Raw genomic sequence first — 11,780 nt, 5'->3', positions numbered from 1 at the left:
GACACCTGGATCCACTTCAGTTTCGGAGCGACCACTGTGACGCCTGAATCCCACGCCCCGACCGATACGGACGCCTCCCGGCCCGGCCCGCCCCCCGGCTGCCCCGCACACGGCCTAGGGCCCGGCGGACTGCACCGGCTGCACGAGTCGGAGGATCTGGGAGCGCTGTACGAGCAGCTCCGGAAGGACCACGGCCCCGTGGCCCCCGTGCTGCTCCACGACGACGTACCGATCTGGGTCGTCCTCGGACATGCCGAGAACCTGCACATGGTGCGCTCGCCCTCGCAGTTCTGCCGGGACAGCCGTATCTGGACCCCGCTCCGGGACGGTCTGGTCAAGCCCGACCACCCGCTGATGCCGCACATCGCCTGGCAGCCCATCGCCTCGCACGCCGAGGGCGATGAGCACAAGCGGCTGCGCGGCGCCGTCATGGGCGCGATCTCGACCATCGACTTCCGCAGCCTGCGCCGCTACATCAACCGCAGCACGCAGGCCATCGTCAACCGCTTCTGCGAGGAGGGCGAGGCCGACCTCGTCGGCCAGTTCGCCGAGCATCTGCCGATGGCTGTGATGTGCGAGATCCTCGGCATGGCCGACGAGTACAACGACCGTCTCGTCGAGGCCGCCCGCGACGCGCTCAAGGGCACCGAGACCGCGATCGCCAGCCACTCCTACGTCATGGACGCCCTGAGCCGGCTCACCGTACGGCGCCGCGCCCAGCCGGAGGAGGACTTCGCCAGCTATCTGATCACCCACCCGGCCCGGCTGACCGACGACGAGGTCAGGGAACACCTGCGCCTGGTGCTCTTCGCCGCCTACGAGGCCACCGCCAATCTGCTGTCGAACGTGCTGCTCACGGTGCTGATCGACCCGCGCTTCCGGGCCCAGCTCAACGGCGGCCAGATGACGGTGCCCGAGGCGGTGGAGCAGTCCCTGTGGAACGAGCCGCCGTTCAGCACGGTCTTCGCCTACTTCGCCAAGCAGGAGACCGAGCTCGGCGGACAGCGCATCCGCCGGGGCGACGGACTGCTCTTCGCCCCGGCCCCGGCCAACGTCGACCCGCGGGTACGGCCCGACCTGTCCGCCAGCATGCAGGGCAACCGCTCCCACCTCGCGTTCGGCGGCGGCCCGCACGAGTGTCCCGGCCAGGACGTCGGCCGCTCCATCGCCGATGTCGGCGTCGACGCGCTGCTGATGCGGCTGCCCGACGTCGAACTCGACTGCGACGTGGAGGAGCTGCGCTGGACGGCGTCCATCGCCTCCCGGCACCTGGTGGAGATGCCGGTGCAGTTCTCGCCCAAGCCGCCGCAGGACGTGACGGAGCCGCCGAACCACCAGCAGGTGCCGGCGCAGCGCTCCGACTGGCAGATCGGCAGCCCGCAGCCGCAGGCAGCACCGGCCGCCGCACAGCCGCAGCCGGCCCCGGCGCAGCCCCAGCCGGCACCGGTGTTCCCGCAGGTTCAGCCGACGGCGCCGGAACCGGCCCACCGCAAGGGAGCCTGGCAGCGTTTCCTGAGCTGGTGGCGTGGCTACTGACCGGCTGACGGGCCGTCGTACGTCCCGGCGGCCCACCGGTCGTACGACGCCCAGGCCGCGAGCTCGCGGCCGCTGCGGAACCGGTGCTCCTCGCCCGTGACCGGATCGGTGAACGCAAGGGCCCGTGCCAGCAGTTGGAGCGGGCGCCGGAAGTCACCGGCCGGTACGGGGCCGGTCACCTCCGGGTAGAGCGGGTCACCGAGGATCGGCACGCCCAGCGCGGTCATGTGCACCCGCAGCTGGTGCGTCTGCCCGGTGCCGGGCACCAGTCGGTACCGGGCGAGTCCGCCGGCTCCTCCCGGGCGGTGCCCGAGGAGTTCGACCCGGCTCACGGCGTTCGGCTCGCCTGTCACCTCCCGGGCCTGGAGCACTCCGCGCTCCTTCACGATCCGGCTGCGTACGGTCCGAGGCAGCATGAGGGCGGGGCCGTACGGGGCGACCGCCTCGTATTCCTTGTGGACCCGGCGGTCGCTGAACAGGGTCTGGTACGCGCCGCGCTCCTCGGGGCGCACGGTGAAAAGCACGAGCCCCGCGGTGAGCCGGTCCAGGCGGTGTGCGGCGCCGAGCGTGGGGATGTCCAGCTCCCGGCGCAGCCTGGCCAGCGCGGTCTCGGTGACATGGCTGCCGCGCGGGATGGTGGCGAGGAAGTGGGGCTTGTCCACGACGACGATGTGCTCGTCCCGGTGCACGACCTCCAGCGGGAAGGGCACCGGCACCTCCTCGGGCAGCTCCCGGTGGAACCACACGAACATCCCCGGCACGTACGGCGCGTCCGCCGCCACGGCCCGCCCGTCCGCCCCGATGATCCGCCCCGCGAAGAACATCTCGTCGACGACCCCGGCACCCGCCCCGCTCAGCCGCTCCACCAAGTACTCGCGCACCGTGGCCCACGACCCCGCGACGGGCAGTCGCACCCGCACCGGATCCACGCCGTGGCGCTGCGGCAGGGGAGCGGGCGGGATGCGGGGCTTGCGTCTCATCGCGGCCCAGCCTACGAGGCCCGGTGCGCCGGACGGAAAACCACTGGGCCCGCCCCGGCGTCCTTGCCAGGATGCGGGGCATGCCGTTCCTCACCAGCCCGGTCCTGACCGCCGGGTCCCTCGCCCGCAGCCCGCAGCCCACCTTCGCCACCGGCGACGGACTTCTTCTGCGTCCCTGGCGCATCGTGGACACGCCCGCGGTGTACGAGGTCTTCCAGGATCCCGTGATGCACCAGTGGCACGCCCGGACAGCCGACTCCGAGGACGAGGTGGCCGGGTGGATCGGCGACTGGCACCGGGCGTGGGAGGAGGAAAAGGAGGCGCACTGGGCGGTCACCGACGCGGACTCGGGCTCGCTGCTGGGGCGGGTCGCGCTGCGCGAGATACGGCTCGACGACGGTGTGGCGGAGGTGGCGTACTGGACCGTCCCGGCGGCCCGGGGCCGGGGCATCGCCGTGCGTGCCACGACCGCGCTGACCCGCTGGGCCTTCGACGAGACCGGCTTCCACCGCCTGGAACTCCTGCACGCCGTACGCAACGAGGCGTCCTGCCGTGTCGCCACCAGGACGGGCTTCGCCCTGGAGGGCACGAAGCGCGATGCCGTCCCGCACCCGGACGGCTGGCACGACATGCATCTTCACGCGCGGGTGCGGGGCGACTGAGGGTGCGTCGCGGCAGCTGAGAGTGCGTCGCGGCGGGCCGTCGCGCTCGCCTCGCTCAGGCGGCCGGGCTGCTCTCCTGCTCCGACTCGATGCGCGCGTTCCAGTCCCGCTTCGAGGCCTGCCAGCCGTCCTCGTTGTGGCCGCGTCGCCAGTAGCCGGAGATCGACAGGTCCTCGCGCGCGATGTGACGCTCGACCCGGAGCAGATGGCGCAGCTCCTTCACGAAGTGCGCCTCGCCGTGCACGAAGGCGTGCACCCGGCCCTCGGGGAACTCCAGGTTCCGCACCGCCTCGACCAGCGCCTCGCCGAGGGGCCGGTCGCCGCGGTGCAGCCAGACGACCTCCACGTCCGAGTCGATCTTCTGCTCCTCCTCGGGGCCGGAGATCTCCACGAAGGCGCATGCCTTGGCCCCGCGCGGCAGGGCCTCCAGGGCGCAGGCGATCGCGGGCAGCGCGCTCTCGTCACCGATGAGCAGATGCCAGTCGGCGTCGGTGTCGGGCGCGTACGCCCCGCCCGGTCCCATGAAGCGCACGGTCTCGCCCGGCTGGACGCGGGCCGCCCATGGACCGGCCAGGCCCTCGTCGCCGTGGACGACGAAGTCCAGGGTCAGCTCGCGGTGCTCGGCGTCCCAATGGCGCACCGTGTACGTCCGGGTCACCGGCCACTGTTCGCGCGGGACCTCGTCGCGGATGCGCTGCATGTCGAAGGGTTCCGGGTAGGTCACGCCCTCGGGCGGGAACAGCAGCTTCACATAGTGGTCGGTGCATGTGCCCGCCGCGAAGTCGGCGAGGCCCTCGCCGCCGAGCACCACACGCTGCATGTGCGGAGTCAGCCGCTCGGTGCGGACGACCTGAGCGGAGTGCGGCTTACGCGGCTGGCGTCCGGGTCGCTCTGCCATGAGGACCTCCCTGTCTCACATAGTTAGGCTTACCTAAGTTAGCACCTCGTCCCCACTTAACACCTCCCGAATGAGAGGTTCATGAACATCACCGGCCTCCGGAAGGCCGTCGGCCCGCCCTCGTCACACCGCCAGTGTGGTCAGAAGACGCTCCAGTGAGCCGCCCAGTCCCCACTGCGCCGCCAGGGTCCGAAGCTCCTCCGGGTCGCGCGGGGCCTTCGGCAACGCCGTGGTGACATCGGGCAGCGGTACGTCGTCCGCGACCCGGACCACCTTCGGCGCGACCGCGAGATAGGGGCGTGACTCGTCCAGCCGCCTGCGCTGTGTCGGCGTGAGCTTCGACCGCCGGTCCTCGACCGCCGCCATGATCCCGGCCAGGTCCCCGTACTCGGCCAGCAGCTTGGCGGCCGTCTTCTCTCCGATGCCCGGCACGCCCGGCAGGCCGTCGCTGGGGTCGCCGCGCAGCAGGGCCAGATCCGCGTACCCCCTCCCGTCGACCCCATACTTCGCGCGGAGCCATGCCTCGTCGGTGAGCTGGAGCGTCCCCACACCCTTCAGCGGGTACAGCACACGCACCCCCCGCGCGTCGTCGACCAGCTGGTACAGGTCCCGGTCGCCCGTGACGATGTCGACCGGGCCCCCGGCGCGTGCGGTGAACGTGCCGATCACGTCGTCCGCCTCGTACCTCGCGACGCCCACGCGCGCGATGCCCAGTGCGTCCAGCACCTCCTCGATGACCGGCACCTGCGGCGACAGCGTGTCGGGCACCTCCTCCTCGTCCGGGCCTGCCGCGCGCTCCTCGGCGACGCGGTGCGCCTTGTACGAGGGGATCAGCTCCACCCGCCAGTGCGGCCGCCAGTCGGCGTCCATGCAGGCTACGAGCTGGTCGGGCCGGTGGTCCTTGACCAGGCGGTCGATGAAGTCGAGCAGCCCGCGCACGGCGTTCACCGGCGTGCCGTCCGGGGCCCGGACCGAGTCCGGGACGCCGAAGTAGGCGCGGAAGTACAGGGAGGCGGTGTCGAGGAGCATCAGTCGTCCGGTCACGCCACGCATCATGCCGTACGCCGCTGACAGCCACTTGCCGCCGCACAGCGCGTTGCCGTGTGTGCGTCCTGTGTGAAGCGCCCCACTTGTGGGTTTGGGTTTTCGGATCCGGGGGAGGCGCGCGCCCAGAGCGAGGCTGGTTGCGCATTTCAACTGTTTGCGGCCCTGTCCTCGCTCTGTTCTGTTGCCGTCGAGATTGAGGTGCACGTGTCAGCAACGCTTGAGGCGGAGAGCCTCTACAAAGTGTTCGGCAGAAGACCGGACCGAGCGGTAGAGCGGCTCCGCGACGGAGCCGACCGGGAGGAACTGCGTGCCGAGGGCACGACCGCCGCCGTGGTCGACGCGTCCTTCACCGTGGAGCCCGGCCAGATCTTCGTCGTCATGGGGCTGTCCGGATCCGGCAAGTCCACCCTGCTGCGCATGCTGAACGGCCTGCTCGAGCCGACCGCCGGGCACGTCCGCTTCGACGGCCAGGACCTGACCACGCTCGGCGACCGCGAGCTGCGCAAGGTCCGCTCCCGGAAGATCAGCATGGTGTTCCAGCACTTCGCGCTCTTCCCGCACCGCAGCGTGCGCGAGAACGCCGCCTACGGTCTGGAAGTGCAGGGCGTGCCCCGCGCCGAGCGCGTACGCCGCGCCGACGAGGCGCTCGCCCTGTGCGGCCTGGCCGGCTGGGAGAAGTCCTGGCCCGACGAGCTGTCCGGCGGCATGCAGCAGCGCGTCGGTCTCGCCCGCGCGCTCGCCACCGACGCCGACCTGCTGCTGATGGACGAGTCCTTCAGCGCCCTCGACCCGCTGATCCGCCGTGACATGCAGGACCAGCTGCTGGAACTCCAGCAGAAGCTCAAGAAGACCATCGTCTTCATCACCCACGACCTGAACGAGGCCATGCGCCTGGGCGATCGCATCGCCGTCATGCGCGACGGCCGGATCGTCCAGATCGGCAGCGCCCAGGACATCCTGCTGCGGCCGGAGAACGACTACGTCGCCTCCTTCACCCAGGACGTCGACCGCTCCCGCGTCCTGACCACCGGCGAGCTCATGGACGCCTCGGTCACCGCCGACGACCCCGGCTGCCACTGCGAGACCGCCACGCCCGACACCCCCTTCACGGAGCTGTGCGCCATCAGCGCCCGGCTCACCCACCCCGTCTCGGTCGTGGACAAGGACAACAAGCAGATCGGCGTCGTCCCCCGGCAGCGCCTGATCGGCTTCCTCGGCGACGAGCAGGACGCCACCCCGCAGCCCTGCGACTCCCCGCGGGACAAGGGCGGAGAGAAGGTGACCGCCCGTGCCTAGGATCGAGCTCGGCAGCTGGGTCAACGACGCGGTCGACTGGCTCACCACCCACATGGCGTGGCTGTTCGACTTCTGCAAGACCGTCTTCCTCGGCCTCTACGACGGCATCAACGCCGTCCTCCAGGCCCCCGAACCGCTCCTCCTCGCGGGCATCTTCGCCGTGATCGCCTTCTGGCTGCGCGGCACGCTCGCCGGTGTCCTCACCTTCGTGGGATTCGCGTTCATCGACTCCCTCGAACTGTGGGAGAACGCGATGATCACCCTGGCGCTCGTCCTCGTGGCGACCGTCATCGCGCTCGTGATCTCCATACCCGTCGGCATCTGGGCGGCCCGCTCGGACCGCGTCAGCGGTCTGGTCCGGCCCGTCCTGGACTTCATGCAGACGCTGCCCGCGATGATCTACCTCATCCCGGCGATCCTGTTCTTCGGCACCGGCGCCCCCGCCGGCATCGTCGCCACGCTGATCTTCGCGCTCGCACCGGGCGTGCGCATGACCGAGCTGGGCATCCGGCAGGTCGACAAGGAACTGGTCGAGGCCGCCGACGCGTTCGGCACCACGCCCCGCAACATCCTGCTGCGTGTCCAGCTCCCGCTCGCCCTGCCCACCGTCATGGCCGGCATCAACCAGGTCATCATGCTCGGTCTGTCCATGGCCGCGATCGCCGGCATGGTCGGCACCGGCGGCCTCGGCGGCGACGTCAACGAGGCCATCGGCCAGCTCAACGTGGGCCTGGGCTCCGAGGCCGGTGTGGCCATCGTGATCCTCGCGATCTACCTGGACCGCATGACCAGCGCCCTGGGCACCCAGGTCTCCCCGCTCGGCCGCCGCGCCGCCGCCAAGCTGCGCGCCGCCCAGGGGCTGAGGATCTGGTCCTACCGGCCCCGCCCGGCCGTCGCCGTGATCGGCGTCGTCGTCCTCGCGCTCGCCGCGGGCGGCATGGGTGTCTTCGGCAAGAGCACCGACTCCACCGCCGCGGCGGGCGGAAAGAACGTCGGCCAGGGCAAGAAGATCAGCATCGGCTACATCCCCTGGGACGAGGGCGTCGCCTCCACCTTCCTGTGGAAGGAGGTCCTGGAGCAGCGCGGCTACGAGGTCGAGGCCAAGCAGTTCGACGCTGGCCCGCTGTACACGTCCCTCTCCCAGGGCGACGTCGACTTCCAGACGGACGCCTGGCTGCCCACGACCCACGCCCAGTACTGGAAGAAGTACGGCAAGCAGCTCGACGACCTCGGCGCCTGGTACGACAAGACGTCCCTGGAGCTGTCCGTGCCCTCCTACATGAAGGGCATCGACTCCCTGGCGGACCTCAAGGGCAAGGCCTCCCAGTTCGGCGGCAAGATCACCGGCATCGAGTCCAGCGCCGGCGAGATGGCCCTGCTCAAGAGCAAGGTCCTCAAGGAATACGGCCTGGACAAGGAGTACAAGGTCGTTGACAGCTCCACGCCCGCGATGCTGGCCGAGCTGAAGCGCTCCTACGCCCAGAAGAAGCCGATCGTCGTCACGCTCTGGTCGCCGCACTGGGCGTACAACGACTACGACCTCAAGAAGCTCAAGGACCCCAAGGGCGCCTGGGGCGCGGGCGACGGCGTGCACACCCTGTCCCGCAAGGGCTTCGCGGACGACGATCCGACGGTCGCCGAGTGGCTGAAGAACTTCAAGATGAACGAGAAGGAACTCACCAGCCTCGAAGCCGAGATCAACAAGGCGGGCAAGGGCAATCAGCAGGATGCCGTCCGCGCCTGGCTGAAGCAGAACCCCGGCTTCGCCGACAAGATGGCCCCGGTCGAGAACGCCGGCGGCAGCACGCCCGCCGAGGCCGAGCAGCCCCTGGACGTGGCGTGGTTCCCCTGGGACGAGGACATCGCCGTCACCTACCTGTGGAAGAACGTCCTCGAGCGGCGCGGTTACAAGCTGAACCTGAAGCAGATGGACGTCGGCCCCGTCTACACGGGCCTGGCCTCGGGCGACCTCGACCTCAACTTCGACGCCTGGCTGCCCTACGCCCAGAAGAACTACTGGGACAAGAACAAGGACCGGCTCAGGGACCTCGGAACCTGGTACGAACCGACCTCCCTGGAGATCGCCGTACCGTCCTACGTGAAGGGCGTCGACTCCCTGGAAGACCTCAAGGGCAAGTCAGGCACCTTCAAGGGGAAGATCATCGGCATCGAGCCGGGCACCGGCGAGATGGACCTGGCGAAGAACAAGGTCCTGCCCGCCTACGGCCTGGACAAGGAGTACGAGGTCGTCGACGGCTCCACGCCCGCGATGCTGGCGGAGCTGAAGCGCGCCTACGCCAAGAAGGAGCCGATAGCCGTCACGCTCTGGTCGCCGCACTGGGCGTACAGCGACTACGAGCTGACCAAGCTGAAGGACCCCAAGAAGGCCTTCGGCGAGGGCAACACGATCCGCACCATCTCCAACGAGAAGTTCCCCGAGGAGTACCCGCAGCTCACGAAGTGGATCAAGAACTTCAAGATGACCGAGGACGAGCTCGGCACCCTGGAGAGCGAGATCAAGAACCGCGGTCAGGGCCATGAGGAAGAGGCCGTCGCCGCGTGGCTGAAGGAGCACCCCGACATGGTGGAGCGCATGACGCCGCAGTGACGCCGCGGTGAGGCCGGATGCGGGGCGGGACGCGACACGACGCGTCCCGCCCCGCACTCGTGTCCACGAGCGGGATCAGGACAACCACATAGCGCGACGCCACCCCCCGAGCCTCTCCTGGCTCGCTGTTCTTCCCGCCCCCGCCCTGTTCCTCCCCTAGGAGGAATCCGCCCGCCGCCCTCGGAGACGGCGGATCCCCTGGCGCGAAGTGACAGGTCACGCATCGCCCTGTATGACGTCGATGTGACGGGCGCATGAAACGGTTTGCCGAACATGCGTAGGGTGCAGACAACTCAACAGAAGCAGTGCGCCGGGACACTGGTGCACGGGGACCGGATCGACGGGCGAAGGAGGGAGCCGGAGCGATGGGCGACCACAAAGAGCAGTCCCTTCGGGTGGGCGCTGCCGTGCGCCGCCGGCGCCGAGCGCTGGAGCTCACCCTCGCCGCCGTGGCCGAGCGCAGCGGCCTGTCGGTCCCGTTCCTGAGCCAGATCGAGAACGACCGGGCACGTCCCAGCCGAAGCTCCCTGGAGAAGGTCGCCGACGCCCTGCGCACCACCGCCGTGGAACTCCTCGCCGCGGCCGACCCGGCCTGCAGCGTGGACGTCGTCCGCGCCGAGGACGACGAACCGCTGCCCCGGCCCCGGACCCGGTCGCTGGTGCGCGGCCACCACCAGATGCACGCCTCCGAGTTCCTCGGCGACCATGACGCGGGCCGTGAATTCCAGTACCGCAACGACCAGTTGATGTACGTCGCCGACGGCGCGGTGGAGATCGAGGCCGAGGGCCGCGCCTACCGGCTCGGCCGCGGCGACACGCTGTACCTCACCGGCGGCGTACGGCACCGCTGGCGGGCCACGGAGTCGGACACCCGCGTGATCGTCGTCGCCGTGGCGGAGCACATCGAAGCGGTCCGGGACCGGCCACGCCGGTGAGGGTCGTCTCGCTCGTCCCCTCGCTGACCGAGGCGGTGGCCCTCTCCGCGCCCGCTGCCCTGGTGGGCGTCACCGACTGGTGCACCCATCCGCCGGGCCTGGACGTCGTACGCGTCGGCGGTACGAAGAACCCGAAGCCCGACCGGATCGTCTCCCTCGCTCCCGACCTGGTGATCGCCAACGAGGAGGAGAACCGCGAGCCCGACCTCACGGCCCTGCGCGCGGCGGGCGTCGAGGTCCTCGTCACGGAGATCCGCGACGTGCCGGGGGCCTTCCGGGAACTGGCCCGGGTCCTGGACGCCTGCGGGGTGGCGGCCCGCCCGCGCTGGCTGGACGAGGCTGAGCACACCTGGTCGTCCCTGCCCCGGCCGGTGACCCGCCTGACGGCGGTCGTGCCGATCTGGCGCCGCCCGTGGATGGTCCTGGGCCGCGACACCTTCGCGGGCGACGTCCTGGCCCGCCTCGGCATCGACCACCTGTACGCGGCACACCCCGACCGCTACCCCCGCATCCCGCTGGAGGAGTTGCGCGCCGCGGCGCCGGACGTGGTGGTCCTCCCGGACGAGCCCTACCGCTTCACCGCCGACGACGGTCCTGAGGCCTTCCCCGGCCTGCCCTGCGCGCTCGTCAGCGGACGGCACCTCACCTGGTACGGGCCGTCACTGGCCGAGGCGCCACGGGTGCTGGACCGGGCCCTGCGAGCAGCTCGCCTCTGAGCAGCCCGCGTACGGTGCCCGCCACGGCCGTGCCCCACGCGACGACCAGCATCCCGAACAGCACGACCGCCGGCCCTTCGTAGACCACGAGCCCGGTGTGCCGGCCCAGGGCCTCGGCGCCCGTGACACAGGTGCCGACCGGGAAGGTGAACGACCACCACGTCATCGCGAACCGCATCCCGTGCCGCCGGGCGCGCAGCACATGGACGGTGGCGAGGCAGAACCACAACAGCGCGAACCCCATCACGGGCACGCCGTAGAGCACGGCGAGGACGCCGAAGCCCTGGCTGTACGGCGCGGGTACGACGCCGGGGGCGTTGTCGGCGAAGGCGCCGACGGCGGTCGTCGACTGCCCGAGCGGTCCCAGCACCAGGAACAGTGTGGGGGTGAGGGCGAGGGGCAGCGGTCCGCCGGTGAGCAGCCGCCCGAAGACCAACGGCAGCATGACGAGCGTCGCGAGCAGACTGAGCCCGAACAGCGCGAAGCAGACCAGAAGCAGCGTCTCCCGGGCCTGACCGGGAGGCAGATGAGGCACCAGCAGCGGCCCGACGGCGGCAGACACCATGGGCGCGACCAGCGGCAGCAGCCAGACGGGGGTCGCCTGTCCCGGCTCGACCCGGTGCCGCACGGCCATCAGATACGGCACGGTGACGGCGACGGCCAGCCCGAGAGCCGTACCGGCGACGAACAGCACGGCGTCGAGCGCGACGGCCGCCCGCACACCGATCACGTCCCGGCCCACGGTGAGAGCACCGCCGCCCACGGCGAGCAGGGCCATGGCGAGACAGCCGTAGAAGGGAGCCGTCGCCGGGTCGAGGAGATGGGCGCGGGCCTGGTCCCGATGGTGGGCCCAGTGCACGGCCCGGGCCCCGAGCAGGGCCAGGAGCAGGACGAACGCTAGGGCCCAGACACCGGCGAGCACGGGGCGCAGCCCGGGAAGGTGCGACGCCAGGGCGGCTCCGGCGGTGGCGACGACGGCGGTGCCCATGACGGTGGCGTACCAGTTGGGGCCGAGATGACGGACCGACACGGGGTACGCGAGGGGCTGGGCTGCGGTGACCATGACCCAACGGTCGGTCGGCCGGATCCGTACCACCAGGGA

General features: G+C 70.7%; 10 protein-coding genes. 6 read left to right on the top strand and 4 right to left on the bottom strand.

Translation table 11 applies throughout. From position 1 onward, the window contains the following. Positions 1-36 precede the first annotated feature (36 nt). Positions 37-1,536 (top strand): cytochrome P450, encoded by a 1,500-nt coding sequence (locus ACQEV8_RS08770; RefSeq protein WP_432958756.1) that lies wholly within the window; start codon positions 37-39, stop codon positions 1,534-1,536. Here the strand turns inward: ACQEV8_RS08770 and ACQEV8_RS08765 are convergent. Then, positions 1,530-2,516, bottom strand: a complete 987-nt coding sequence (locus tag ACQEV8_RS08765) for an RluA family pseudouridine synthase (protein ID WP_432958753.1) — start codon at positions 2,514-2,516, stop codon at positions 1,530-1,532. The two genes, ACQEV8_RS08770 and ACQEV8_RS08765, sit on opposite strands and share 7 nt — an antisense overlap. A gap of 80 nt (positions 2,517-2,596) precedes the next feature. On the opposite strand from ACQEV8_RS08765, the gene ACQEV8_RS08760 reads away from it, so the two are divergent. Then, positions 2,597-3,178, top strand: a complete 582-nt coding sequence (locus ACQEV8_RS08760; protein WP_432958751.1) for a GNAT family N-acetyltransferase — start codon at positions 2,597-2,599, stop codon at positions 3,176-3,178. Positions 3,179-3,233: 55 nt separating this feature from the next. Here the strand turns inward: ACQEV8_RS08760 and ACQEV8_RS08755 are convergent, their stop codons facing one another. Both ACQEV8_RS08755 and ACQEV8_RS08750 read right to left on the bottom strand, forming a co-directional pair. Beyond that, a complete protein-coding gene (locus ACQEV8_RS08755) occupies positions 3,234-4,076 on the bottom strand; it encodes a siderophore-interacting protein (RefSeq protein ID WP_432958748.1) in 843 nt (280 codons plus the stop codon). A 123-nt stretch (positions 4,077-4,199) separates the two neighbouring features. Next, positions 4,200-5,129, bottom strand: coding sequence for a 5'-3' exonuclease (locus tag ACQEV8_RS08750; RefSeq protein WP_432972552.1), 930 nt, complete (start codon positions 5,127-5,129; stop codon positions 4,200-4,202). Positions 5,130-5,327: 198 nt separating this feature from the next. Between ACQEV8_RS08750 and ACQEV8_RS08745 the strand changes: the two genes are divergently transcribed. The 4 genes from ACQEV8_RS08745 (at position 5,328) to ACQEV8_RS08730 (ending at position 10,678) form a co-directional block, all read left to right on the top strand. Beyond that, positions 5,328-6,419 (top strand): quaternary amine ABC transporter ATP-binding protein, encoded by a 1,092-nt coding sequence (locus ACQEV8_RS08745; protein WP_432958746.1) that lies wholly within the window; start codon positions 5,328-5,330, stop codon positions 6,417-6,419. Then, the gene (locus ACQEV8_RS08740) at positions 6,412-9,027 is read left to right on the top strand and encodes an ABC transporter permease/substrate binding protein (RefSeq protein ID WP_432958743.1); all 2,616 of its coding nucleotides are present in this window, start codon (positions 6,412-6,414) and stop codon (positions 9,025-9,027) included. The genes ACQEV8_RS08745 and ACQEV8_RS08740 overlap by 8 nt, the downstream gene beginning before the upstream one ends. A 365-nt stretch (positions 9,028-9,392) precedes the next feature. After that, positions 9,393-9,962: a helix-turn-helix domain-containing protein gene (locus ACQEV8_RS08735; protein WP_432958740.1), complete on the top strand. Its 570-nt coding sequence runs from the start codon at positions 9,393-9,395 to the stop codon at positions 9,960-9,962. Next, a complete protein-coding gene (locus ACQEV8_RS08730; RefSeq protein WP_432958738.1) occupies positions 9,959-10,678 on the top strand; it encodes a helical backbone metal receptor in 720 nt (239 codons plus the stop codon). Before ACQEV8_RS08735 ends, ACQEV8_RS08730 begins: the two co-directional genes overlap by 4 nt. Here the strand turns inward: ACQEV8_RS08730 and ACQEV8_RS08725 are convergent. Next, positions 10,605-11,741 carry a TDT family transporter gene (locus ACQEV8_RS08725; RefSeq protein ID WP_432958736.1) on the bottom strand — a complete coding sequence of 379 codons (1,137 nt, stop codon included), beginning with the start codon at positions 11,739-11,741 and terminating at the stop codon, positions 10,605-10,607. The genes ACQEV8_RS08730 and ACQEV8_RS08725 overlap by 74 nt on opposite strands. Between the last annotated feature and the right edge of the window lie 39 nt (positions 11,742-11,780).

Source organism: Streptomyces sp. CA-179760, assembly GCF_050937045.1.
In the GTDB taxonomy this organism is placed as follows: Bacteria; Actinomycetota; Actinomycetes; order Streptomycetales; family Streptomycetaceae; genus Streptomyces.
The sequence above is the reverse complement of the archived record's forward strand: the minus strand, read 5'-3'. Positions and strand labels throughout refer to the sequence as shown.

Bases quoted from the DNA above. Each gene is read 5' to 3' on its own strand.
- ACQEV8_RS08760 (WP_432958751.1), top strand. From the start codon at position 2,597: ATGCCGTTCCTCACCAGCCCGGTCCTGACCGCCGGGTCCCTCGCCCGC.
- ACQEV8_RS08750 (WP_432972552.1), bottom strand. From the start codon at position 5,129: ATGCGTGGCGTGACCGGACGACTGATGCTCCTCGACACCGCCTCCCTG.
- ACQEV8_RS08725 (WP_432958736.1), bottom strand. From the start codon at position 11,741: ATGGTCACCGCAGCCCAGCCCCTCGCGTACCCCGTGTCGGTCCGTCAT.
- ACQEV8_RS08765 (WP_432958753.1), bottom strand. From the start codon at position 2,516: ATGAGACGCAAGCCCCGCATCCCGCCCGCTCCCCTGCCGCAGCGCCAC.
- ACQEV8_RS08755 (WP_432958748.1), bottom strand. From the start codon at position 4,076: ATGGCAGAGCGACCCGGACGCCAGCCGCGTAAGCCGCACTCCGCTCAG.
- ACQEV8_RS08735 (WP_432958740.1), top strand. From the start codon at position 9,393: ATGGGCGACCACAAAGAGCAGTCCCTTCGGGTGGGCGCTGCCGTGCGC.